Annotated in this window: 16 protein-coding genes and 1 tRNA gene; 10 read left to right on the plus strand and 7 right to left on the minus strand. The window is 64.4% G+C overall.

Annotation, left to right across the window (positions count from 1 at the left end):
* The first annotated feature begins 136 nt into the window (after positions 1-136).
* Both H6718_16940 and H6718_16945 read left to right on the plus strand, forming a co-directional pair.
* The gene (locus H6718_16940; GenBank protein MCB9587088.1) at positions 137-1,402 is read left to right on the plus strand and encodes a S1 family peptidase; all 1,266 of its coding nucleotides are present in this window, start codon (positions 137-139) and stop codon (positions 1,400-1,402) included.
* Positions 1,403-1,575: 173 nt separating this feature from the next.
* On the plus strand, positions 1,576-3,651 hold the full coding sequence (locus H6718_16945) for a catalase (GenBank protein ID MCB9587089.1): 2,076 nt from the start codon (positions 1,576-1,578) through the stop codon (positions 3,649-3,651).
* A gap of 18 nt (positions 3,652-3,669) precedes the next feature.
* Here H6718_16945 and H6718_16950 read toward each other — a convergent pair whose 3' ends face one another.
* Positions 3,670-5,064, minus strand: a complete 1,395-nt coding sequence (locus tag H6718_16950) for a CoA transferase (GenBank protein MCB9587090.1) — start codon at positions 5,062-5,064, stop codon at positions 3,670-3,672.
* Positions 5,065-5,124: 60 nt separating this feature from the next.
* Positions 5,125-5,892 carry a zinc-dependent peptidase gene (locus H6718_16955; GenBank protein MCB9587091.1) on the minus strand — a complete coding sequence of 256 codons (768 nt, stop codon included), beginning with the start codon at positions 5,890-5,892 and terminating at the stop codon, positions 5,125-5,127.
* A 177-nt stretch (positions 5,893-6,069) separates the two neighbouring features.
* Between H6718_16955 and H6718_16960 the strand changes: the two genes are divergently transcribed.
* Positions 6,070-8,481: a glycogen-debranching protein gene (locus H6718_16960; GenBank protein ID MCB9587092.1), complete on the plus strand. Its 2,412-nt coding sequence runs from the start codon at positions 6,070-6,072 to the stop codon at positions 8,479-8,481.
* 77 nt (positions 8,482-8,558) lie between these two features.
* Here H6718_16960 and H6718_16965 read toward each other — a convergent pair.
* Positions 8,559-8,631 (minus strand) — tRNA-Ala (locus H6718_16965).
* A gap of 490 nt (positions 8,632-9,121) precedes the next feature.
* On the opposite strand from H6718_16965, the gene dnaK reads away from it, so the two are divergent.
* Positions 9,122-11,020: a molecular chaperone DnaK gene (dnaK, locus tag H6718_16970; GenBank protein ID MCB9587093.1), complete on the plus strand. Its 1,899-nt coding sequence runs from the start codon at positions 9,122-9,124 to the stop codon at positions 11,018-11,020.
* Positions 11,021-11,107: 87 nt separating this feature from the next.
* On the opposite strand, the gene H6718_16975 is transcribed toward dnaK, so the two are convergent.
* On the minus strand, positions 11,108-11,941 hold the full coding sequence (locus H6718_16975; protein MCB9587094.1) for a DUF1963 domain-containing protein: 834 nt from the start codon (positions 11,939-11,941) through the stop codon (positions 11,108-11,110).
* A gap of 48 nt (positions 11,942-11,989) precedes the next feature.
* Between H6718_16975 and H6718_16980 the strand changes: the two genes are divergently transcribed.
* From H6718_16980 to H6718_16995, 4 genes are all read left to right on the plus strand, one after another.
* Entirely contained in the window at positions 11,990-13,189 is a 1,200-nt protein-coding gene (locus H6718_16980) for an FAD-dependent monooxygenase (protein MCB9587095.1), read from the plus strand.
* Positions 13,190-13,278: 89 nt separating this feature from the next.
* Positions 13,279-15,264 (plus strand): hypothetical protein, encoded by a 1,986-nt coding sequence (locus H6718_16985; GenBank protein ID MCB9587096.1) that lies wholly within the window; start codon positions 13,279-13,281, stop codon positions 15,262-15,264.
* Between the two features lie 131 nt (positions 15,265-15,395).
* Positions 15,396-16,679, plus strand: a complete 1,284-nt coding sequence (locus H6718_16990; protein ID MCB9587097.1) for a serine/threonine protein kinase — start codon at positions 15,396-15,398, stop codon at positions 16,677-16,679.
* A gap of 19 nt (positions 16,680-16,698) precedes the next feature.
* Positions 16,699-18,147, plus strand: coding sequence for a PEGA domain-containing protein (locus H6718_16995; GenBank protein ID MCB9587098.1), 1,449 nt, complete (start codon positions 16,699-16,701; stop codon positions 18,145-18,147).
* A gap of 48 nt (positions 18,148-18,195) precedes the next feature.
* On the opposite strand, the gene H6718_17000 is transcribed toward H6718_16995, so the two are convergent.
* Entirely contained in the window at positions 18,196-20,199 is a 2,004-nt protein-coding gene (locus H6718_17000; protein ID MCB9587099.1) for a LamG domain-containing protein, read from the minus strand.
* Between the two features lie 168 nt (positions 20,200-20,367).
* Between H6718_17000 and H6718_17005 the strand changes: the two genes are divergently transcribed.
* Positions 20,368-21,435, plus strand: coding sequence for a serine/threonine protein kinase (locus H6718_17005; protein MCB9587100.1), 1,068 nt, complete (start codon positions 20,368-20,370; stop codon positions 21,433-21,435).
* Positions 21,436-21,477: 42 nt separating this feature from the next.
* Here H6718_17005 and H6718_17010 read toward each other — a convergent pair whose 3' ends face one another.
* On the minus strand, positions 21,478-21,912 hold the full coding sequence (locus H6718_17010; protein ID MCB9587101.1) for a hypothetical protein: 435 nt from the start codon (positions 21,910-21,912) through the stop codon (positions 21,478-21,480).
* Between the two features lie 417 nt (positions 21,913-22,329).
* On the opposite strand from H6718_17010, the gene H6718_17015 reads away from it, so the two are divergent.
* A complete protein-coding gene (locus H6718_17015; protein MCB9587102.1) occupies positions 22,330-23,682 on the plus strand; it encodes a sigma 54-dependent Fis family transcriptional regulator in 1,353 nt (450 codons plus the stop codon).
* Between the two features lie 2 nt (positions 23,683-23,684).
* Here the strand turns inward: H6718_17015 and H6718_17020 are convergent, their stop codons facing one another.
* Positions 23,685-24,017: a hypothetical protein gene (locus tag H6718_17020; protein MCB9587103.1), complete on the minus strand. Its 333-nt coding sequence runs from the start codon at positions 24,015-24,017 to the stop codon at positions 23,685-23,687.
* Between the last annotated feature and the right edge of the window lie 464 nt (positions 24,018-24,481).

Consider the following 24,481-nt stretch of genomic DNA (forward strand, 5'->3'; position numbering starts at 1 on the left):
AAACCGGCGCTGCCCTCCGAGCGCTGGTGGCTTTGCTCTTTGCGTGGAGAGCTGCGCGTGTGGCGCAAAGGCTCGCGTCCTTAGTCGCGCACACCTCCGTAAAACCGATCCCCTTCACCGTCGTAGGCTGCCTCTTATGCGTCGACTCCTTCTGGCTGTTCCTCTTCTATTTTCCGTTGCCGCTTGCTCCACCGAGCAAGGCGAGCCGGTGGTCCTGAGCAAGAACATGCAACCCATCGCGGGTGGCGTGAGTGACTCGACCCACAAGTCGGTGTTTGGCTTGTTCTCGTATGCGTCTGGGGGGATTTGCTCGGGAACCCTGATCGCTCCAAACCTCATCCTTACCGCGCGGCACTGTGTGGCGCCGACCACGGGTGAGTACGTCATCTGCAATCAGTCGCCCTTCGGCACCCCTTACTCCGGGTCGCAGCTCTATGGCACGTATGAGGACCGCCTCAGTCAGAGTGCACAGTACTTTCAGGGCGCTGAAGTCTTCGTCCCCGCCGACGGCAACGATACTTGTGGCTTCGACGTCGCGCTGATTCGCCTGAAGCAGAACGTGCCAGGTTCGGTTGCGGAGCCTTACGTGCCGCGGGTCGATCAGCTGGTGCGCCGCAACGAGGTCTACACGGCCGTTGGATTCGGCAACACCAACGACACCAGTGGCGCCGGCACCCGACGCATGCGCGAGAACTTGGTCGTGCAGTGTGATCAAGGTAGCTGTGGCTTCGGCGTCCATCAGAACGAGTTTCAAGGCGACACCGGCATCTGCAGTGGTGACTCGGGCGGTCCGGCGCTGGACGACCAGGGGCGCGTGATCGGTGTGGTCTCTCGCGGCGGACAAGGCTGCAGCACGCCGGTCTACGGCGCCGTTCCTCACTGGGGCGATTGGATCCGCGAGATCGCTCTCGATGCAGCCAACAAGGGCGGCTACACACCGGCGACCTGGGTCACCACGGGCTCGACTCAAGAGCCAGGCACGGGCGGTACCGGCGGCACCGGTGGGCAGCCGGGGACCGGCGGCGCTGGAGGTGATGGCGGTACCGGCGGCACTGGCACCGCAGGCGACGGCGGCTCGGGTGGCAGCGTTTCGACTGGGAAGCCCCAAGGCCTGCCGTGTGGCGCCTCGAGCGAGTGCGCTAGCGGCGCGTGTGGTCAGCTGAGTAGCGACACCGTCTCGGTCTGCACCGCCGCCTGCGGTTCATCCGAGGAGTGCGGCGACGGTTTCGCTTGTTCCGACTCCGGCTACTGCTTCCCAGAGAGCCACTTCGCCAGCGGCGACGCCGGCACCAGCACGGCGTGCAGCTTCTCCCCTCCGGAGAAGGACCCCGCGAAGCCGGTGCCGTGGGCCGTCGGCGCCCTGGGCCTCGCGCTTTGGCTGACGCGCCGCCGTCGGAAGTGAGCTAGTAGACTCTGATTTCGAACCCGCGAGGCTACGTCTTCGCGGGTTCGTCGATTTTGTGCCTGGCGTGCGGGGCATTTCCGCGGGGCGAGGCGGGAGCGCGCAGTGTCGTGCTCAGAAACGAGCGTCTTCCACGTGCGCGTGTGGGCACGTTCGTTGCTGATGCCCCGCCGATGCCGAACACGAAGCGAAGCACGAAGGCGACCGAGCACCGTGGTGAAGGAGACGAGCTTCACCAGCCGGCTACAGGTAAACACCCCCCGTTGACCACGAATCAGGGCGTGGAGATTGCGGACAATCAGAACTCACTGAAGGACGCGCCTCGCGGGGCGACGCTGCTGGAAGACTTCATCCTCAGGGAGAAGATCACCCACTTCGACCATGAGCGCATCCCCGAGCGCATCGTCCACGCGCGCGGCTCTGGCGCTCACGGCTACTTCGAGCTCACGCGCTCCCTCTCGAAGTACACCACCGCGGCAGTGCTAACCGAGGTGGGGGAGAAGGTGCCGGTCTTTGCGCGTTTCTCTACGGTTGCCGGGGGCGCTGGGTCGGTTGACACACCAAGAGACGTGCGCGGCTTCGCCGTGAAGTTCTACACCCAGCAGGGCAACTGGGATCTGGTCGGCAACAACATCCCGGTGTTCTTCATCCAGGACGCGATCAAGTTTCCCGATCTGATCCACGCGGTAAAGATGGAACCAGATCGCGGGTTCCCTCAGGCGGCGTCCGCCCATGACACCTTCTGGGACTTCATCTCCCTCACCCCAGAAGCCATGCACATGGTCATGTGGGCCATGTCGGATCGCGCGATACCGCGGTCGCTACGCATGATCGAAGGTTTTGGAATCCACTCGTTTCGCCTGATCTCGAAGAGCGGAAAGTCCACGTTCGTGAAGTTTCACTTCCGTCCGAAACTTGGTCTGCAGTCGTTGGTCTGGGATGAGGCGGTAAAGATCGCTGGAGCTGATTCGGACTTTCACCGCAGAGATCTGTTCGAGGCGATCGAGTCGGGGCAGTTCCCCGAGTGGACTGTCGCCGTTCAGCTCTTTTCCGAGGAGGAAGCCGAGAAGTTCCCATTCGACCACCTGGACCCGACGAAGCTCATCCCTGAGGAGCTGGTTCCGCTGACCGAAATCGGTCGGATGGTGCTCAATAGGAATCCGGATAATTTCTTTGCGGAAACTGAGCAGGCGGCGTTCTGTCCCGCAAACATCGTCCCGGGAATGGACTTCACCAACGATCCACTGTTGCAGGGGCGCCTGTTTTCGTACCTGGACACGCAGATCTCACGCTTTGGTGGGGTGAACTTCCACGAGTTGCCGATCAACGCCCCCAAGTGTCCCTTCGCGAACAATCAGCGCGACGGGAAGATGCGTTCTCGGGTCAACAAGGGGCGCGTGGCGTACGAGCCCTCATCCCTCGAGCCCACGAGTCCACGGGAAACTGCGAGCGGATTCAGAAGCGCAGTCACCTCACGCGATGAGGGGGCGCGGGGCCGTCTGCGCCCAGACTCATTTGCCGATCACTACAGCCAGGCTCGACAGTTCTTCTTCAGCCAGTCGGAGATCGAGCGCGCCCACATTGCCTCGGCCCTGGTGTTCGAACTCTCCAAGGTGGAGACACAGCATGTGCGGGACCGCATGGTTTCGCTGCTGCGGAACGTCGATGAGGGACTCGCCAAGCGCGTGGCCGATGGGCTCGGGTTCAGCAAGCTTCCGGCGGCCGCTCCGTGCAAGGTCAAGCCCGTGGACCATCCCGCGTCGCCTGCACTGGGTTTGATTCAAAAGGCTGACCCGTCACTCCAGGGGCGAGTCGTTGGCATTCTGTGCGCCGACGGAAGCTCGAAGGCGACGGTTGACAAGATCCGCGCGGCAGCGAAGAAGGCTGGGGGAACGACGCAAATCGTCGCCCCAAGGGTGATGAACCTGCGCTGGTCGAGCAAGGGCACGTTCGACGCGGACGGCAAGCTCGAGGGAACACCCTCGATGAACTTCGATGCGGTGGCGCTCGTGCTCTCCAAGCCAGGAGCGGAATCGTTGAAAAGCGACGCGGCCGCGGTCGACTTCGTGAGAGATGCCTTCGGTCACCTGAAGGCGGTCGCTTACGACGCAGGCGCGAAGGCGCTGGTCGACGCCAGCGGAATCGACGTCGACGACGAGGCCGTGCTCGAGCTTGGCGTGGATGAGTTCATCGAATGGGCAAAAACGCGAAACTGGAATCGAGAGCCCAAGCTGAGAAAGCTTGCGTGAGCGGCCTTCCTTCGCCTCTCACCCGTCGCCGAAGCTCGGCGCATCGCTTCCCAGGTTCCCAGCCGTTCGCGTCCAAGCGGGACTGATGCCGCTTAGCTTCCCCGGGCAGCGCACCCGACGCACCGGTCCCCACGCCGTCTCGGCCCTCTCGAATAGTTCGTCGGGCCAGTGTTCCACACGGGGCGTGGGGTCAGCGATCGGTCGTGACCAAAGGTGGTTTGCCACGCCGAGTAGCGATGCCCGAACATGCATGAGCTCACCACGCATGCGCTGGCTGAGTGCACGACACACCCCTGCGGCGAGCAGGTAGCCCGCGGCGTGGTCCAGCGCCTGAGCAGGTAGTGCGCCGGGAGCATCGCTGCCGTGCGCCGTGATCCCGCAGCTCATCTGCACCAGGCTGTCAAAGCCGCGGCGTCCGCACCACGGGCCCCTCCAGCCATAGGCGTCGAGCTCGGCGACGACGAGGTTCGGATTGAGGTCGCGAAGCGCTTCGGCGTCGAGCCCGAAGCGTTCGAGGGCGCCCGGGCGTAAACCCACGACGAGCGCATCGGCGGCGGCGACCAGCTCCCTCAGGCGCTGCTTGCCCGCTGGCGTGTGAAGATCGAGAAAGCAACGGCGTTTGCCGATGGTCGTTTCCGGGAGGAGAGCCGGTACCTCCTCGAAACCCGTCGGGTCCACCCGCAGCACATCCGCGCCGTAGGCCGCCAAGAAGCGAGTGCACAGTGGCCCCGCGATCACCCGGGTCAGATCCAAGACGCGAACGCCAGCGAGGGGTGCTCCACCGCGCTCTCCGGTTGGCAGCGGGCCGAGCGGGGACGTACTCACACCGCGTTCGAGCAGCGCGACGGGGGGCTCCTGAGCCGTGGCGCGGCCGACGTCGGAGTTCAGCCATTCGCCTCGCGCGTACATGCACGCAGCGGCCCCTCCGGCGTCGACTACCGCCTGCTCGAGCGCCTCAGCCTCCCAGCGGGAAACCGCGGCCGCAACGGCTTCCCGCTCGGCTGTCACCCCCAAGACGCTGAGCACAGCGTCTCGATGTGACTTGTAGTTGGTGTGCAGACGGATCCAGCGATCTTGGGCGCGATAGTTACCCGCGATGGGATCCCAGCTGGGAGGTAAGGGCCAACCCTCAGGCGCTTGTAGCGACTCGCAACGGAACGCGGCGCTCGCTTCCAAGCGACTGACGATTACCTCGGGGAAGCGAACGCCTGAGCGCAGGCTGGCTAGTTCAGCGACTGCCAGGCTCGCTACGCCGATGCTATCTGCGGCTAAGCCTGATACATCGAACGCACTCGAGAGCGCGGGCGGACCGTACAGCTCCAGGTATTGATGCGCTTCTTCAGCACCGCGCAGTGCGCTCCAGAGCTCAGCCGAGCGGTCAGCTGCGCTGCCGGCTTCTGTGGTCGAGTTCATGCACAGAGCTTGCTGCTCTCGACTCCGCGGGGCAACGTTGATTCGACAATCAACCTGGCTTCAGTCGAGGTCGCTCGCCGGATCCTGCCGATAAAAGCTCGAGAGCTCTTCGTATAGATCCGGGTGCCGCTTCTGCAGCGCGCGCGGCTTCTCGAAGAACATCTCCGTCAGCACGGCGAAGAACTCCGCGGGGTTGGTGGCGCCGTAGGGATCGATGTCGCTGCGTCTTCCTTCGTGAATCCGCTCGGAAAGCTCTTTGAACTCGTCGCCGAGCACGTGGGCCCACGACGTGTAGCGCGCACGTGTGCCGAGGTCCGGCGCGCCGTCCATCGCGCCATCTTCGCCATCGAGCTGGTGAGCGAACTCATGCAGCACGACGTTCTGGCCATCGGCAGGCTGCGCCGCTCCGGACTTCACGTGATCCCACGCCAAGACGACGATGCCGCGGGTCCACGACTCACCCAGGCGGGCTTGGTCCCCCTCGAGCACAATCCCACCCTCGGCGTGCCCAGCGGGCACCTTGTAGGCGCTCGGGTAGACGAGGATCACGTCCAGATCGGGATAGATGTCTGTCTCTCGGTGGAGCAGCAAGACGCACGCTTGGGCGGCGATGGTCAGGCGCATTTCGTCGGTGAGCTCGAGGCCGCCACAACCCTCGAATTCTTTTTCTGCGAGGAAAATTTGGACCAATCCTTCGAGCTCCTCGCGATCCGCGGAGGACAAGCGTTTGAGGTACGGAACGTTGCGTTCGAGGATCGCCCGTTGCTCGCCATCCAACGGGGTCGTTTTGAGGGCCTCTCGGCGCCGTCGCTTGAGGAAGTCGAACACAGTCGCGAGTCTACTGGAGCGCGCTCGACCCAGCTTGACGCATCGCTTCTCGCTGCCTTCGGCGCTGGCTTTTTCACAGGCAAAAGCCGCGAGCCGCAGGCAAATTGCGGTACGGGGTGGTCATGACTCTAAATTGAGTTACGCTGTGCCGCACCAGCTATGAGACGTCTTGGTCGCGTGCGATTCTGGGGTTTGGGGTTAGGGAGCGCCGGGTGCCTGTGCGCGGCGCTCGTCGCCTGCAGCGCAGCTAACGACTCAAGTCGGCAGACGGCGAGCGGCGGTAGTGGCGGCGCCGGCGGTGCAGGTGCTGGCGGCACTGGTACTGGCGGCGCTGGTACCGGCGGCGCTGCAGGCGCAACGACCGGTGGAGCAGGGGGTACCGCCGGAACGACCAACGCCCCGCCCGAGGGCTGGGGCGCTCGGTGGGACACGGAGCGCAACCTCCACCTATCCGTGCGGAGTCAAGCCGCGACGCGGATCGAAGCGTGGCTCTACGCCGCCGCGAGCGGCGAAGCCGAAGTGCTGCGTGTTGAGCTCCAGCCGGACGCGGACGGTGTGTTTCGGGGCAGGGTGCAGCGCTCGGAGCTCCTCGCCGCCGGGCTATCGGGCACGGTGTTCTACGGCTTGCGCGCTTGGGGCCCGAACTGGCCCTATGCAGAGGACTGGGTACCGGGTAGCGACGCCGGCTTCGTCTCCGACGTGGACGCTGAAGGCAACCGCTTCAATCCGAACAAGCTCTTGTGGGATCCCTACGCGGTCGAGCTGAGTCACGATCCAATCAACCCTGAGCAGCGCTCTGGCGCGATGTTCCGAACAGGTGCTGAAGATCGCCTGTTAGATAGCGCTTTGGAGGCACCCAAAGGGATCGCGTTGCTACCGACCCAAGTCGATGTCGGCACGCTGCCGGCGCGCCCGCTGGGCGAGCAAGTGATCTACGAGGTCCAGCTACGCGGCTTCACCCAGGCGGATGCGTCGCTGCCTGCTGAGCTGCGCGGCACCTACGCAGGCGCGGCGACCAAGGCTCAGTACCTCGCGGATCTAGGAGTCACCGCGGTGGAGTTCTTGCCGCTGCATGAGACGCAGAACGACCAAAACGACATCGACCCAAACTCCGCGAGCGGCGACAACTACTGGGGCTACAGCTCCCTGAGTTTTTTTGCGCCGGATCGCCGCTTTGCGTCGGACAAATCTCCGGGCGGCCCGACGCGGGAGCTGCAAGCGATGGTGAAGGCGTTCCACGACGCGGGGATCTCCGTCTTCGTCGACGTCGTCTACAACCACACGGGTGAGGGAGGCGCCTGGGGCGACGGCGGTAGCATCGCGCCGCTCTATTCGTGGCGTGGCATCGACAACACCGGCTACTACCAGCTCGCTCAAGACCCCGCCGGTTATCAGAACGACAACGGCGTGGGACCCAATCTTGCCGCGCGGAGTCAGCTCGCGCGGGATCTGGTGATCGACTCGCTGCGCTACTGGCACGAGACACTGGGAGTCGACGGCTTCCGTTTCGACCTCGCCCCGATCTTGGCGAACCAGTGCGAGCGCGGCTGCTTCCAGTTCGACGGCGGCGACCCAACCGGGATCTTGCGCCGGGCCGTGACGGAGCTACCCGGAGTGGCGCTGATCGCCGAGCCGTGGGGAACTGGTCCGGGCACGTTTCAGCTGGGGCAGTTTCCTGCTGGCTGGGCGGAGTGGAACGGCGCCTACCGCGATACGTTGCGCGACGATCTGAACCTGCTGGGCAGTGCCCAGGTGACCCCCGGTTGGCTCGCCGATCGGCTGAGCGGGAGCTGGTCGCTGTTTGGAGATGATGGTCGTTCCCCGACGAGCTCAATCAACTTCCTGGTGAGCCATGACGGCTTCACCTTGCGCGACCTGAACTCGTGCAACGCCAAAAAGAATGATCAAGCGTGGCCCTTCGGGCCCTCAGACGGGGGCACCGACGACAATCGCTCTTGGGATCATCGCGGAAACGACGCCTACCAGCGGCAGGGCACGCGCACGGCGCTCGCGCTCTTGATGGTGAGTGCCGGGGTGCCGATGATCGTCGGAGGCGACGAGCTGTACCGCAGCCAGCGCTGCAACAACAATCCGTACAACCTGGACAGCGTGGGCACCTGGATCGACTGGTCAGCTCTGCAGAGCGAACGCGCCTTTTTCGACTTCAGCTCGCGCTTGCTCAATTTCCGTAAGGATCACCCTGCGCTGCGCCCAAGCGCCTATCGGCCTCTAGACACCGACACGGACGGAGATGACTTGCCGCTGGTTGCGTTCCTGGACGACCAAGGAAAGCAGGCCAGCGCCGCCTACTTGGATGATCCGGCGCGTCAGTTTCTGGCGTTTCGCCTGGATGGCGACGAAGTCGGCGATCCGGCGCGCTCGCTGCTCGTGGCCTACAACGGCTGGAGCGAAGCAATCGTTTTCGACCTTCCACCGACTGCACCCGGCCTCGCCTGGGACATCGTGTGTGACACGAGTGAGGCGTTCGCGGCGTTCGGCAGCTGCGTCGACTCGCCGAGCGCCTTCCCTGTGGGTGACGCTCAGTACGTGTTGCCCGGACGCAGTGTGCTGATCGCCATCGAGCAGTGAGGTGGTGCTGCTACGGGCGCATGCGCACGGACAAAACAATCGCGCCCGGGCAGATGCCCGGGCGAAGATGTTTTTCGTGGAGCTGTGGGGGATCGAACCCCAGACCTCCGCATTGCGAACGCGGCGCTCTCCCAGCTGAGCTACAGCCCCTAAGCGGGTTAGGAGCGGGGAGGGTAGTCGCGGCGCGCCTTCTGTCAACGCAAATGAGACGGACCCCGTTGGCACCTGGCGCGCCTCACCCCCAACCCCAAGAGAAGCAGGGCGTTCTTCACCGCGAACCGCTGACTTCGCACCTGCGCCCTTGCCAACGCTTGTGGACAACCCAACTTCTGCGCTCGGGAAGCCGCCGTGATGGCTGAATGAAGTCAAGCGGTTGACCCCCTGGATCAGGTGGTTAGTTTGGCGACCCAGTTGACCCCTCGGGGAGCCTCCCCGGGATCAACGAGGTTCAAGCACAGCACCACTGGAGCCCCTAAGAACGCCAGGGACGCTGCGCAAGGGCCTGAGCCACTGGCTTCCGAGCCGGTGCTCTGGGTAAGGCCTCGCGGTGCATCGGCAGCGTGAGTCGACCCACGGCAAAGTGGTTCAAGCCTGAAGGATTTCAGCTCGCGACAGCGAAAGCACGATTTAGGAGAGAACGATGGGCAAGATTATCGGAATCGACCTCGGCACCACCAACAGCGTCGTGTCGGTGATGGAAGGCAAGGAGCCGAAGGTCATCGTCAATGAGGAAGGTTCGCGCCTCACCCCCTCGGTGGTCGCATGGGACGACAAGGGAGAGATCCTGGTCGGCACGATCGCCAAGCGCCAGGCGGTGACGAACCCGGAGAACACGGTTTATTCGGCCAAGCGTTTCATCGGCCGCCGCTTCGATGAGATCACCGACGACCTGCCGCGCGTGCCGTACAAGGTCGTGAAGGGCCCCAACGGCGACGCGCGCATCGAAGTGCGTGGCAAGCAGATGGCGGCGCCTGAAGTGAGCGCGAAGGTGCTCTTGAAGTTGAAGCAGGCTGCCGAGGCGTACCTCGGAACCACCGTCACGGAAGCGGTCATCACCGTTCCCGCGTACTTCAACGACTCCCAGCGCCAGGCCACCAAGGACGCCGGCAAGATCGCTGGCCTCGAAGTGCGGCGCATCATCAACGAGCCCACCGCGGCTGCGTTGGCGTACGGCCTGGACTCGAAGAAGGACGAGCTGATCGCGGTCTACGACTTCGGCGGCGGTACCTTCGACATCTCGATCCTCGAGGTGGGCGACAACGTGGTGCAGGTCATCGCGACCGGCGGCGACACGCACCTCGGTGGTGACGACGTCGACGAGGCGGTGATGCAGTGGCTCGAGGCCGAGTTCAAGAAGGACACCGGCATCGACGTCAAGGGCGACAAGATGGTCATCCAGCGCCTCAAGGATGCTGCGGAGCAAGCCAAGATCGAGCTCTCCAGCAAGCAGGAGACCACCATCAACCTGCCGTTCCTCACGGCGGACGCATCGGGCCCGAAGCACCTGCAGAAGACCCTCACCCGCTCGAAGCTCGAGCAGATGATCCGTCCGCTGATCGAGCGCACCATGGAGCCCGTCAAGCAAGCGCTGGCCGACAGCAAGAAGCAGCCGAGCGACATCGATGAGGTGGTGCTGGTCGGTGGTTCCACGCGGATTCCGCTGGTGCAGGAGACCGTCACCAAGTTCTTCGGCAAAGAGCCTCACAAGGGCGTGAACCCCGACGAGGTCGTGGCCATCGGCGCCGCGGTCCAGGGCGGCGTGCTCGCCGGCGACGTGCAAGACGTCGTGCTCCTCGACGTGACTCCGCTGAGCCTCGGCGTGGAGACGCTGGGTGGCGTGATGACCGTCATGATCCCCCGCAACACCACCATCCCGACGCAGAAGAAGGAGACCTACTCCACGGCTGCAGACAACCAGCCCTCGGTAGAAATCCACGTGCTTCAAGGTGAGCGCGCCCAGGCGTCGCAGAACCGCACCCTTGGCAAGTTCCACCTGGATGGTATCCCCGCGGCACCGCGTGGTATGCCGAAGATCGAGGTCACCTTCGACATCGACGCCAACGGCATCCTCTCGGTCGCAGCGCGTGACACCGCCACTGGCAAGGATCAGCGCATCACCATCGAGGCGAACAGCGGTCTCAACGACAACGAGATCAGCAAGATGGTGGACGACGCCGCGAAGCACGAGGCGGAGGACAAGGCCCGCCGCGAGCAGGTGGAGCGTCGCAACCAACTCGACAACACCATCTACAACCTCGAGAAGCAGCTGGCTGACAACAAGGACAAGCTCGAAGGCTTCGACACCAGCAAGATCGAGGGTCTGATGCGCGACGGTCGCGATGCCCTGGAGAAGCAGGACGACGAGAAGGTGCAGACCGTGCTCAACGACCTGCAGACCGCGGCCCACGAGATGGCAGCCAAGCTCTACGAGGGCGCTGGTGGTCAACCTGGTGCAGCGGGCGTGCCTGGAGCCGACGCGGCTCAGGACAAGAAGAGCAAGGGCGACGTGATCGACGCCGAGTTCGAAGAGACCAACTGACTTCGAGCTGAGCCCAAGAAAGACAAGCGGCCCGTGAGCTTCGGCTCCGGGCCGTTTGCTGTTTGTGCGCCTGCGTAGGCTGCGTGCTCAGCCCAGCTGAAGCACGAGCTCGCAGCGGCTGAAGTCGAGCGCGGCTAGGTCCGCTTCAGGCATGAACACGTGCAAGTAGCACTCTTCCGCGTTGACTCCGAAGCTGCCCGGTTCCCCGCGGATTTGGAATAGCTGAATGCATCCCTCGGGCACTGCGCACTCTTCGTTGATCCAGTACGCGTGGCCCAGCAGGCGATGGCAGCCCTCTGCGCTCTCTGCATAGAGCGCCGCGTAGGACTCGAGCAGCTCCACGTCGTCGCCAAGGAGCTCGATCACCGCTGGATCTTCAGGGTGGGGGGAGGTCAGCTCGAGCCCACTCACGACGCTGCGAGGCTCTAGCGCCACGCTACCCACTGGCGCGCTCCGCACCGGCGAACCTGCCGGGCTGTAGCACACCGCGAAATCCCGCCTCGAGCTCCGAAGATCGAAGAAGAGCGCCAAGTAGCCCGTCGCCGGAAACCCAAAGAACCCCCCCCAACCCCCGTCCGTCACCTCCGCTAGATCCAGCTCGAGCAGTAGAGGCAGCGGGTTCGCTCCGCCCGGCCAGTCGATCTGTTGGCTTAACCGGGGCAAGCCCCCGAAGTGAGAGCTACGTTGCACGATTGTTTCCGCGAGGCTCAATCCCAGGCTGCGCAGGCCGAGCAGCGCTGGATGCTGATCGCCCAGCACCGCCTGAGCCTCTGCGAAGTCGATGGGATCGAGTGCCCCGCTGAGGGGCTCAATCACCAGCGCCGGGTTGTCGGCCTCTCCCAGCAGGCGGCGCGCGTCGTTTGTGTCGCAGGCGATCAAGTAGCCTTCCATCTCGCCTTCGACCCAGCGGAAGTACGCCATGTTTGCAGTGTAGCGCCGCCTGTTCTGCTGGTGTAAGTCACCCTCGTCTTGAGAGAGTTCGAAGTCGTCATCGTCGGAGGAGGTCCAGCCGGGATCTCGACGGCGCTCTTCCTCGCGCATCACCGCCCGGATCTCACCGATCGCATTGCGGTGCTGGAGAAGGCCACGTACCCACGTGAGAAGTTCTGCGCCGGCGGCGTTGGCGGGCGGGCGGACAAGCTGCTGAAGAGCATCGATGTGGTGGTCGACGTCCCCAGCGTTGCCTTTCACGGCATCGCGTTTCGTTCTCGCTTCGGAGAGCTGGTCGGCCGCGAGCCGGACATCGGCCGCGTGGTGCGTCGCAAGCAGTTCGATCACGAACTAGCCCGCCAGGCTGAGGCGCGCGGCATACGCATCCTGCAAGGCACCTCGCTGAGCGAGTTCTGGCGGACCCATGATGGCTTCGAGCTCGAGACATCCCAGGGTCGCTTGAAGGCGCGGGTGCTCGTCGGGGCCGACGGCGTGGGAAGCGTGGTGCGCAAGCGCCTGGGTTTCGTTTCAACGCGGTATCTCGCGCAGGCGCTGGAGCTGGACACGGAGCATGTCGATGGCGACCTGCCCCGGGATGTGATCTTGTTCGACTTCACGCGCGGCGATCTCCCGGGGTACTACTGGGACTTCCCCACGTTGGTGGACGGGCGGGAGATGATGTGCCGCGGGGTCTATCTCCTGAAGCGAGATGGCGAGGCCAGTCCAGTGAACATTCAGGCGGTGCTGGCTGAAGAGCTCGCGGCGCGAGGCCTGAAGTTGGGGGACTATCGCCAGAAGCGCTTTGCCGAGCGCGGCTTCGAGCCCCATCAGCCCATCAGTCAGGAACGGGTGTTGCTCGTCGGTGAAGCGGCGGGGATCGATCCAGTGAGCGGTGAGGGCATCGCTCAGGCGATCCAGTATGGGGCTACAGCGGGTAAGTACTTGAGCGAGCGCCTGGCGGACGGTCGCCTGGGCTTCGAGGACTGGCCTACGGCGGTAGGGCGCGCTCACGTTGGCATCGACCTGCGCGCCCGCACCGCGGGCGTGGATTTGTTCTACGGGGCGCGGCGGGAGACCATCGAGCGCTACGTGCTCCGCTATCCAGAGTTCCTTCAGGTTGGAATGCGCTACTTCGGCGGCAAACCCTGGGGCACGCAGACGGCGCTGCGCGCTGCTCGTGGTGCCATCTGGCACACGACGAAGGCATTGTTCGGCGAACGTGACGTAAAACGCGCCTAGCCCAAGGAGAATGCCCTGCGGGAAAACGAGCACTCGGCGGCTCGAGTGGCCACGCTTGCGCTTCGTGCGAAGCCGGATAAGGTCTCGCGATGATTTCTAGCCGGGGAAAGACACTGCTCCTTGCGAGCGTGGTGTGTGTGGCGTGTGGTGGAGGGGCGACGCCGACGCCCGCAGCGCCGGATACGGACAGCGGCCAGGCGACGCCCATCGCGGAGGGCATGGAGGGCGAGGCTGCACCGCCACTTCAACCTGTCAGTGCACCTGACCGAGTGTTCCTCGTGGGTCGCCTGAAGAACCCGAGCAAACTCGCGGACACCGTCGAGAGCTGGGTCACCCTCCCCATGCGCTGGCGCGACGCCATGCAGCAGGGGCTACCTGGCATTGAGCGGGTCGTGGACCTGAACGCTCCCGTGGACGTCATGGTCAGCATGGACGACGGGGGTGCCATGCAGGAGCCAAAATTCCGCGCGGTCTTCAGCGTCGGTCTGACCTCTCTGGACAGCGCGCTCAAGTTCTCGAAGGACCAAGGTGAGCGCGCGGAGCGCATCGCCCCTGGTGTATATCGCGTCGACTCGGACTGCGTGGTCGCCCGCTCGCTGGGACAGGCGCCCGCGCGCTTGGTGTGCGGAGACGGAAAGAAGTCTATCGACGCGCTGCTCGACTTCGCGACTCGCGGCTTGCCGAATGAGGATCTCGGCCCTGACGACATCAGCGTTGAAGTGCGCGCCGAGCCTTTCCGCAAGCGCTACGCGGCGGATCTGCCGAAGCTTCGCCGTCTCGCGATGCCCTTTATCCGCGAGGAACTTCAGAGCGGCTTCGCGCCCTTCGATCGCGCGGTGAGCGATGTTGCCACTGCGTTGCTCGACGAGGGGCTGGCACTGGTTGAGGATCTGGACGCGCTGCGCTTGAAGGGCATGCTGGAGTCGTCTCCTGCGCAGGCGCGCGTCAAGTTCGAGCTGGCGTTCCGCGGTAAGAAGTCTTGGATCGCCCAGCGGGTCGAGGACTCTGGGCGCCGCGCCAAGCCCGCACCGGCGATGTTCTGGGATTTGCCCCGCGACGCAACGAGCGCGACGTTTGGCATCGGTGGAGACGCCGCCGCGTTTGCGCCGATTCAGAAGTCGTTGTCCGAGTTGCTCGACACGTACCTCGCCTCTCAGAAAATGGCCGCCGGTCCACGCAAGAACCTGGTCGGTCTAGTCGACAAGCTCTGGGTGAATGAGGGAAGCAGTGTCTACGCCTCGGGTGCAGTGACCGCGGACACCAAGGTCAAGCGCGGCACTGTCGAGTTCGAGCGCGAGGTGATGCGATCGCAGCTCGCGTGGCACGTCGTCGGGCTGCAGGAAGACTCGAAGCGCACCATCGCCTACCTCGATCATCTGGTGAAGGTCAGCGCTGATCGTAACCTACGGGCGGTGCTCAAGAAGGAGGTCGGCTCCGACATCGACAAGCTCGGCCCCATCAAGCGCCGCGGACCCAAGGGTAAGTTGCCGCGCGGAAGTGTTGCGTACGAGGTGGCCATTCCCGGAGACGCCTTCCGCTCTGATGACTACTACGAAGAGCCACCGTCTGGAGCGAAGGCGCAGAAGCGTCCGGTTGCGAAGGCGCTGCCCGTCGTCGTGATTGTCGTGCCCGACGGTCCCTACACGTGGATCGGAATGAGCGCCGACGAGACCAAGCTGGTGAGCGAGCTAGCGATTGCCGCCGCAGGCACGCCTGCCAAGACGCTCGCCACCCGACCCGACCTGGAGAAGCTGCGCACTGGTAGCTTCGTGGCAGGCGGCTTCGTGACGCTTCAGCGCTTCACGGATGCGCTGAAGCTCGGCGTGATGAACGCGGCGTCGGCGAAGGACGCAGAGGCTGTGTTGCAGGCCATGCCGAATCGGGGCGAGTCGCCCGGATTGATTCAGGTTCAAGTCAGCGCAGGCCCAACCCTCAGCTACGAAGTGGTGGTGCCAAAGGAGATGATCACTGATGTGGGCGGGCTGATTGGCTACGGGCTCCAGAGCTTCGGAGCGGTTCCGCCAGTGCCCATGCCGATGCCAGCGCCGCCGCCACCCGTAGCGCCTCGACCCTGAGAGCGCCTCGACCCTGAGAGCGCCTCAACCCTCGGCGCGCTTCGACCCTCGGCGCGCCCTGGGGGCGCACGCAAATCGCGCTGCCGCGCAGGGCTGGTCACGCAGCGGATCATGACGGAGACTAGCCGCGAGTGAACAGCCTACGCGCAGGGGATGTCGTTGCGGGCAAGTTGCGCGTAGTGCGGCTCGTTGGCGCCGGGGGAATGGGCGCGGTGTATGAGGTGGAGCACCTCTTCACGCACCACACCCGGGCCCTCAAGCTGCTGCACCCGAGCATTGCTCAGGCGTCGACGGCCAGAGAGCGGTTCCTTCGCGAAGCCACCGCCGCGGGGCGCATTGGGAGTCCTCACGTCGTGGAGACGTTCGATGCAGGGATCCTCGATGATGGCTCGCCCTTCCTGTTGATGGAGCTGCTCGAGGGGCAGTCGCTCGACGAGTTGCTCGAGGCGCAGGGAGCGCTGGAGCTGGCCTTTTGCCTCGAGTTACTGAGCCAGGTCTGCGAGGGAGTTCAGGCCGCACACGATGCGGGCATCGTGCACCGCGACCTCAAGCCAGAAAACCTGTTCGTCGCCAGCGTCCGAGGTGCGCCGTTCATCAAAATTTTGGACTTTGGCATCTCGAAGTTCGACATCGACCTCGACCTCACGTCGGCGTTGACCCGGGAAGGCGCGCTGCTCGGCACGCCGTTCTATATGGCGCCGGAGCAGCTGTTGAAGCGCCGGCCTGCCTCGATCGAGAGCGACATCTACGCGCTCGGAGTGATCGCCTATCAATGCCTCACAGGGAAGCGCCCGTTCGAGGCGGAGAGCCTGCCTGAGCTCAGCGTGCGACTGAACGAAGGTAGCTACGACACGTTGGATGTACTCCGCGGCGACATCCCCAAGGAGGTGAGCGACGCGATTGCTCGGGCTATGTCGCGCGAGCCCGAAGATCGATTCCACACGGCAAGAGAACTCCAGCTTGCGCTAGAACAAGGCCGGGCGTCTCCTCCGAAGATCGAGCCGAGCGTCGAGCGCCCTCGCGGGCGTGGGGTGTATCGGCCGATGCTGTTTGTCGGTCTGCTGCTTGGCTTGCTCACGGCGCTCGGGTTCGCGCTGCTTCGCACGCCCAACGATCCCGCGGAGTCACCCGTAGCTACCGCCACTGGCGACTCGCCGGTGGACTCGGTGCTCGCCAGCGCGGCGAGGCCATCGCCCGTTCTCAGCCTCAGCGCGAGCGCGGAACGCGCGTCGACGCAAGCGCCCGACGCTCCGCCCTCTGCCTCCTTTTCCGGCCGCCCTCCCTCCGTGCAACCTTCAGCGGCAGCTCGTCCCGCCGCGTCCTCGCCGGGCGCAGCACCTCCTACGGTGCAGGGCGCACCCCGCGATCCGAGCCGAAGCGAGAAGCTTCAGCTCGACACGGCAAACCCCTACTAATATGCGAGGCTCTCGTTACTTGCGATCGCTGCTAGCCCTTGGGGCGGGTTTGAGTTTTGCGCTAGCGGTCCCCGAGCTCGGCGCTCAGGATGCTCGAACGGAAGCGAGGGAGCGCTTTGATCGCGGTCTGCGACTGACGGATCAGGGAGATGTCGAGGGCGCCCTCGCGGAGTTTCAGCGGGCCTACGCGCTCGTCCCGCATCCTCGGGTGCTCTACAACATTGGACTGGTACAGGCGTCGGCAGGGCGCATGGTGGAGGCGTTCGACGCGCTGGAAACCGTGTTGAAAGATCCGACGGGTTTGGGACCCGAGCAGCTCGAGCACGCGCGTAGCATGCGAGAGCGTGTGCTGGCTCGCATCGCCTATATCCGCGTGGAAGTGAATGCCGACGATGCGGAGGTGGAGCTGGCGGGCGAGTCCCACAAGCTGACTTCGAAGCCTCTGCGGGTGACGAGCGGTCGACATTTTTTGACCGTCAGCGCTCCGGGTCGCGGAGCTCAGCGGGTCTCATTGAGCGTTGCTGGCGGTGAGACTCGAGTCGTGAAGGTGACGCTGGAAGCCCACCAGGCGGCGCAAGCGTTGCTGAGAGTGAATTGTACGCTGCCGGACGCGGAAGTGAGGGTCGACGGGGCAGTTCTGGGTGAGACGCCACTCCCGGCGCCGCTCAGCGTCCAACCTGGGAACCACGTCGTTGAGCTGACGCGGGAGGGGTACGTTGCGGTCCGGCGGAAGATCGCGTTTGGGTCGGCGGTCGCGGCAGAGCTGGACGCGTGTCCTCGGGTGGACACTCGCGCGCTCCGTCGCAGCGGTGGGCGCCTCGACGTGCGCGTTCGGGAAGACAACGCGGTGATTTGGGTGGACGACGAAGTCATCCAGTCGACGTCGCTCGTCGTGCCCCCGGGCAAACACCGCCTACGCGTCGAGCGCGCGGGCTTCGTGAGCTTCGAGCGAGAGGTCGACGTGCCTCGCGGCGGCTACCGCGTAGACGTGGAACTGATTCCAGACGCCAGCTACCGGCGCGACTACCGTGACGCAGCACTCAGCCAGCGTACGTGGGGCTGGGTGGGCGTCGGGGGTGGCGCCGCGATCGGGGTCGGCGCGGTTGCTTTCTTGCTTTGGAACCGTGGTCAGCAGCAAGACGCGCAGCGCACCTTCAATCAGGAGGCACCAAGGCACGAGAGCAGCGGCGACTGCTGGCCGGGCCTGAGCGACCTGGCTGATGACTGCAAAGACCTCAACACCCTGGTGGATGACATCGAGGCCGCGAACGGGCGCTTTGGGTACGGATGGGCAGCGCTTGGACTGGGCGTTGTCGCGGCGGGAGTTGGTAGCTATCTGCTCATCGCGGGAGATGACCCTGACCGTTTCGAGCCAGGCGCCGACAGCGAGTTCCTGGTGTCTTTCGGGCTCACCCCGATGCCGATGATGGGCGGGGTCGGTTTGGGCCTGAAGGCACGAAACTGGTAGGCGCGGTGTCCCCCGCGCCGCAGGTTGTTCAGGCGCCACACCGCGAGACTAGGGCCACACGGGTTGCCCAGCAGCCCCCCGCGCGAGAGACGCTGCTACCTGATCCGGGGTGAGCGCGACGTCGTAGAGAGCGACCTCGTCCATCAGGCCTTGATACTGCTTGCCGAGGATGCCACTGCCCCCAAGGTAAAGCGGCACCGCCGCGCTGCCGAGCGGTCCGGTTTGCGCGGTCGGAGCCGTACTGCTGGAGGCGTTCACATACAGCTGGATCGCTTGGCCATCCCAAACGAGGGCGACGTGATACCAGGTATCCGCGAGGAAAGACTGGGAGATGCCGTGCACGGCTGGTCCGATGTTCGCGCGAGGCGCGTATGTGCCTCCGGCGATGATCTGATAGCCGTCTGGGTAGTTCCACTTCTCGATCAGTCCGGTATGCTCTGGATCGGTGACTTGAATCGTGACGCTCGGACGGATCCAAAGCGTGACGCTCAACGCGTTCGGGGGGGTGAGCGCGGCGGCGTGAGGCACGACCACCTGGTCTGCTGAGTGGACGAACTTGAGCGCCGTGCCAACTCTGCCGGGAACGCTTGCGGCGCCGTCTACATTGGTCCCTGAATGGGCGGCGACCGCGTCGGGCACTGTGGTGTCCACGCTGTCGTCGAACTTCCAGTGGAAGCTTGGTGATACACAGGCGCTGCAGTCCGGCAGCGCTTGACCCGCCATGCCCGCCGAGTACGCGGCGGAAACTTCAGCCTGAGACAGGCCGCGCTTGTAAAAGCTCACTTCATCCATCTTGCCGACGAAGGGTTGCTGATACGCGACGTTGGAACCGATGTAGAGCGGTTGATTGGTGGCGCCGATGGATCCAGGCCCCGCCTGAAACGCGACGCGCGTCCCGTCGAGATAGAGTTCCATTTGGTTGCCAGCCGCGACGTCGTAGGTCCCAACCAAGTGGTGCCAACCGCCCGGAGAGAGGTCCACGGCGTGGTCGAGATTGGTGGGTGCACCAGCACCGCTGTAGACCACGAAGCGAAGCGAGCCGCCGACATACTGTAACGTCGTCGTCGTCTGCAGATGCATGAAGGTTCGGGAGCCGGCGCTGGAGTTGAGGAAGGTGGAAGGATTAATCCACGCGGAAATCGTCAAAGCCGTGGCGGCGTTGATCTCAGGCCGGTAGTTGACTGTGACGTTCTGAGTCAGGGTGCTGATGTTGAACTCCAGCGCCTTGCCAACCCGGCCGGCCACGCTCTGCGCGTCCCCCTTGATGGTCCCCAGCAGGTCGCCGTAGCTGTCGGCCGCACCTCCTCCAACGTCATCGAAGGGCCAATAGGCGACCGGCGCGGGCAACGTGGCACCGCCGCCGCCAGTTCCCGCGGTTCCACCCGTCGCTTGTCCGGCCGTTCCGCCCGTTGCCTGCCCAGCGGTTCCGCCCGTCGCTTGTCCGGCCGTCCCGCCCGTTGCCTGCCCAGCGGTTCCGCCCGTCGCTTGTCCGCCTGTTCCGCCCGTCGCTTGTCCAGCGCTGCCTGAGTTGCCCCCGACGCCCGAGTTGCCCCCGGTTTGGCTAGTACCGCCCGAAGCGCCCCCGGCGCCTCCCGCGCCGACTCCACCAGCGCCGCCTCCTGCCGCACCGCCTGATGATTGCCCTGCGGAACCGCCTGAGCCGGTGTCCTCACAGACCGACTGCACGCAGCTCTGAGTGCTTAGACACTCGCTCATGTCCGTGCAGTAGTCGCGACAGAAGCCCGCGGAACACACCTGCTTGCCCGGACACGGCTTGCTCTCGCCGCAGGTGATCTCGTCGTCCAGTTGACAGACTCCGACGCCCTCCCACTTCACGCAGCGGGATGGTGCCTCGCAGTCGCGCGCGGTGTCCTCGCACTCGACGTGGCAGCGCGAGAACGCGCAGACGTATGGGTTCTTGCAGTCCGAGTTGATGCTGCAGCCCTGACCGAGGTCCGCCGCCTTTGCGCGTTCATCACTGGTGTCGGAGCCGCACGCGGCCGCTAGCCAGGCAGAAAACACGAGAAACCCACGAAGCTTGTGCAGTTGCACCACTGGATCTACCTCTCTCTTCCAACGACTCGAGGCGAGCGCTGCCAATGCTCATCCCCGGAAGTGAATCCTCTTCAGCTGCCTCCGCGTGCCGCCGGCCGCTGGCCCCCATCCCCCCCGGAATCCGGGATTTGGTCGTGCCCCGTTGTAACACTAGACTGAGTTCGAATGGAGCCAGCGGACTATACGGGACGACTGCTCGGGGGCAGGTACGTAATCGGCGCATTGCTCGGTGTCGGGGGTTTCGGCGGCGTTTATGCGGGGCAACACTCCGTGACGGAGCGCGACGTTGCGATCAAGTTGTTGTGGCCGGATTTCGCTCAGGCACCCGACTTCCGGAAGCGTTTCGTCCGGGAGTGTCGCTTGGCCGCCCGCGTGGGCTCTGAATACGTGGTTGACGTGCTCGACGCTGGGTTCGACGAGCACCTCGGCCAGCCGTTTCTGGTCATGGAGCGCCTGAGGGGCGAGAACCTGGGCGAGCGTTTGATTCGCAAGGGGCGTTTCTCCGCGGAACAGACTTCGTTCTATCTGGGGTGCGCTGCTGCAGCGCTGGAACGCACGCATCAGAAGCACGTCGTACACGGTGATCTGAAGCCCGGTAACCTGTTCCTCACGACTCGGCCTGGAGGGACGCCGATAGTCAAAGTACTCGACTTTGGAGTCGCCAAGCTGGTGGGGCCGACTGGGCTTGCAAACTCCAGCCACTCCATGGGCACGCCGCTCTTCATGGCTCCCGAGCAGCTGCGTGGCGGCGCTTCCAGCGCTGCTGCGGACATCTATGCCTTGGGACAAGTGGCTTACTCGATGCTCGTAGGGGGTGAGTATTTTCGCGCGGAACAGCAGGCTTGCGGCAGCGTGGTTGAGTTGGTGGAGCGGCTACAGGGTGGTGTGCGCGAGAAGGCGGGGACCCGTGCCGCCTTGCGCGGCGTCGAGCTGCCGCAGGCTTTTGACGACTGGTTTGCCGGAATGACCGCACTGGATCCCGGGCTGCGTCCCTCGGACTCTCGATGCGCGATTCTCGAGCTGGCGGAGCTACTTGGCGTTGATCCTCCGCGACCGCTTGCGCCGCTGCGCACGGAAGCCGCGCTCGCCGTCAGCTGGGACGAGGAGGAACGCAGCCAGCCGCGCGGAGAGCCAGTGCAGCCGATTTCCGAAGAGACCGCTCGCGTCACTGTGGAACTGCCGGACGACGGTACCGCGCTGAACCCCGCGAACGCCCGACGCACGCGTCAGTGAGGCGCGGGGGGGGAGGAGACCCCGCGCCTCGGAACGCATCTGCTAGCCGGTGATTGCCCAGGGGCCGTAGACCTTGTTGATCTTGCACTCTTGGTCGCCAGACACCTGGCGATTGTTCCCGACGATCACCGCCGACCAGTTCCCCGCGGCATCGCGAACCTTGTAGTGAAAGCGCACCTTGTCGATGTTCCGTCCTTCGACTCCGGAGAGATTGTCCCCGTTCGTGGTACACGTCGCGCCCGGTGAGCAGGTCTCGTTGGGGACGTCCTCGTTGCGCCACTTGCCGTCGTGTTCGCTGTGATGTTCCACCCTCACGACCTGGATGTCGCGGTTGTCTGGGTGGCTGTTGGTGAACTTGAACTTCACGTTCTTGCAGGTGTTGGCTCCTGCCTGGGCTTCCGGGGCCGCTCCAAGGAAGGCCGCGGCCAACGCACCAACGAATGTCACACCAGCGAGTAGTTGCTTGAACTTGTACATTTCGAATTCCCTCTTTTGATTTCGGCCCTTTTGGCCGTCGCTAGTCCCTTCAGCAACGGTCGTGCCGAGGCCCAATACCGACTGTTTGCGGGGTATTTGCGCCGTGGTGGCTTCGAAGTGGTTCGCTCGGGTAACGCATCGAGGAGCCAAGTGTGTGGTGCGGGTACCACTCGGGATGAGGTGGCTGTGGGCGAGGGAGCCGACTGCTCTCGACTGTTCAGTCGCCGTCGCGGAGATGAAAGAAGCCGTGCGGAAATATAACTGGGTGCCAGGAGCTACGGTGTATCGGTGCCAGTCGCTCGTGAGCGCCCACGCGGCGCACCAAGCTACACGCGAAACCGCGTGATACTCCGGGCAACGGACTGGGGGTTGGAAGCGCCTTGACGGCCCCGCCCCCTCGCGGCACAAGTGCCCCACATGGGGTCTGAGCTCACGATTGACCTGGCGGAGGCGCTGAGCTCCCGCGGCGTCCGCATGAAGCTGGTCGTGCTCGACGGACCCGACGCTGGAGCGGAGTGCGCTCTGGATGCCGAGGTCATCGTGGGCGCAGATGCTGGCGCGAACCTGGTGCTAGGGGATGCCGCGGTCTCGCGGCGTCACGCGAGCTTCACTTGCTCTGGCGGCCGAGTCTTCGTTCGGGACCTGCAGAGTCGGAATGGCACTTTCCTTGGCGCAACCAGGATTGGCGAAGCGGAGGTCACCCTTGGCGCGGTGCTGCGCCTGGGGGGGACGACGCTCAGCATCCAGCCGCGGCTACAGGTTCGGGAGGTGCAGCCAGCGACGAGTCGCCGCTTCGGTCGCTTGGTTGGCGAATCAGTCGCGATGCGGGAGATCTTTTCCGTACTCGAGCGAGTTGCGGACACCGATGTCACCTTGCTCGTGGAGGGAGAAAGCGGAACCGGCAAGGAGCTCGTAGCCCAGTCGGTTCACGAGGCCTCCTCGAGATCGAGCACGCCTATCGTGACGTTCGACTGTGGTGCTGTGCCGGTCAACCTCGCGGAGACGGAGCTCTTTGGCCACAAGCGCGGGGCCTTCTCAGGTGCTCTCGCGGACCGCATCGGAGCGTTCGAGCAGGCAGACGGCGGGACCATCTTTCTGGACGAGATCGGCGAGTTGCCACTGGATCTTCAGCCGCGACTGTTGCGTGTCCTGGAAACGGGCGAGATCCGCAGAGTGGGTGAGAACAACATGCGGCGTGTAAACGTGCGCGTCATCGCTGCAACCAATCGCGACCTTCACGCCGAGGTGAGGCGAGGGAATTTCCGAGGGGATTTGCTCTACCGACTTGAGGTGATTCGGCTGCGCATCCCCCCGCTTCGTCATCGTCCTGAGGACATACCTGGCCTGGTGCAGGTGCTCCTGGACGGCAAGGTCTCCGACTCGGAACTCGGGGGCGAGAACCTGCGGTTGCTGCAGGGCTACGCCTGGCCGGGGAACGTTCGCGAGCTGCGCAATGTCCTCACTCGCGCCCTCGCCCTCGCCTCAAGCGCCCGGCCAGCGTTTGCTGATCTTCTGATCAATCTGGGCCCAGCCGCCAGCAGTCCCGCGCACCTGGGCATCCAGTTCCCCGGAGTGGCGTCCCACCTGCCATACCGGGAGGCGAAATCGCAGCTCTTGGAGAGCTTTGACCGTGCCTACCTGGATGCCCTGCTTCAGCGCTATCCCGACAACCACTCCAAGGCTGCAAGCGCGGCCGGCCTGAGCCGGAAGCACCTCTACGAACTGTTGAAGCGTGCGGGCGAAGGTGGCGACCCACCCGACGAAGACTGATTCTAGCTGCGGGCGATCTCGAGGTTCTTGTCGATGGCCTCGAGGTCTTTGCGGGCAAGCGCCAGGTTCGACTTCTTTCGGTCGAGGACGACGTAGAGGAACATCGTCGTGCCGACCATGCGGATCAGGTGATACTGCGAGTTCAGCGTGATCAGGATGTCCTCGATCTTGTCAGGTAGACCCAGCTTGTCGCGGATCTTCTTCTTCGCGCGCACGACCTCAGCGTTGCCGGCAGCCGCGAGCTCGAGGTCAAAGCCAGGATTGCCCACGATGCCGAGTGCCAGACCGCTCTCGAAGTCAACCAGGGCGGCTCCCAAGCAACCATCGGTCTCCATGCACTTTTGAACGGAAGTCTTGATGTCAGCCACTACGTTTCTCCTTTGAAATTGCCCGGCCAGCTCATTGGCCGGTCTTTGATTATGACCTGGTCGTCTTTGCGGGAGCAGCGACAATTCCAGGTATTGGTTGTTTGCTTGGATAGCTTGATTTCCGCAAGGATATAGATTCGGCGTCTAGAACTCCACTATCTCCGTCGCCGGCTCTTGATTCGGCTGCGCCTGTTGCAGTTGTTGTTTGCGGATCGCTCTGCCTGACGTCTGTCAGCATTGCGGATCTGATGCCAACTGTTGCGGCCGGCCGCGAAGGGCCGTTCGGCAGTCGACGCTGGCGCCGCCGAGCGCGAAGTACGACCATACACCGTACGGCTCCCATCTGACGCGCTGACTGCTGGCAGTTCGCTATGTTGTGGCAACCTTTCTCTCGGTCCTGCTGGGAATCGCGCTTGCATCCTCGACCACTG

The organism is Polyangiaceae bacterium (assembly GCA_020633205.1).
GTDB lineage: Bacteria > Myxococcota_A > Polyangia > Polyangiales > Polyangiaceae > JAHBVY01.

Excerpts from the sequence above, each read along its gene's own strand:
- H6718_16940 (MCB9587088.1), top strand. The coding sequence starts at position 137 with ATGCGTCGACTCCTTCTGGCTGTTCCTCTTCTATTTTCCGTTGCCGCT.
- H6718_16945 (MCB9587089.1), top strand. The coding sequence starts at position 1,576 with ATGCCGAACACGAAGCGAAGCACGAAGGCGACCGAGCACCGTGGTGAA.
- H6718_16950 (MCB9587090.1), bottom strand. The coding sequence starts at position 5,064 with ATGAACTCGACCACAGAAGCCGGCAGCGCAGCTGACCGCTCGGCTGAG.
- dnaK (MCB9587093.1), top strand. The coding sequence starts at position 9,122 with ATGGGCAAGATTATCGGAATCGACCTCGGCACCACCAACAGCGTCGTG.
- H6718_16975 (MCB9587094.1), bottom strand. The coding sequence starts at position 11,941 with ATGGCGTACTTCCGCTGGGTCGAAGGCGAGATGGAAGGCTACTTGATC.
- H6718_16985 (MCB9587096.1), top strand. The coding sequence starts at position 13,279 with ATGATTTCTAGCCGGGGAAAGACACTGCTCCTTGCGAGCGTGGTGTGT.
- H6718_17005 (MCB9587100.1), top strand. The coding sequence starts at position 20,368 with ATGGAGCCAGCGGACTATACGGGACGACTGCTCGGGGGCAGGTACGTA.
- H6718_17010 (MCB9587101.1), bottom strand. The coding sequence starts at position 21,912 with ATGTACAAGTTCAAGCAACTACTCGCTGGTGTGACATTCGTTGGTGCG.
- H6718_17015 (MCB9587102.1), top strand. The coding sequence starts at position 22,330 with ATGGGGTCTGAGCTCACGATTGACCTGGCGGAGGCGCTGAGCTCCCGC.
- H6718_17020 (MCB9587103.1), bottom strand. The coding sequence starts at position 24,017 with ATGGAGACCGATGGTTGCTTGGGAGCCGCCCTGGTTGACTTCGAGAGC.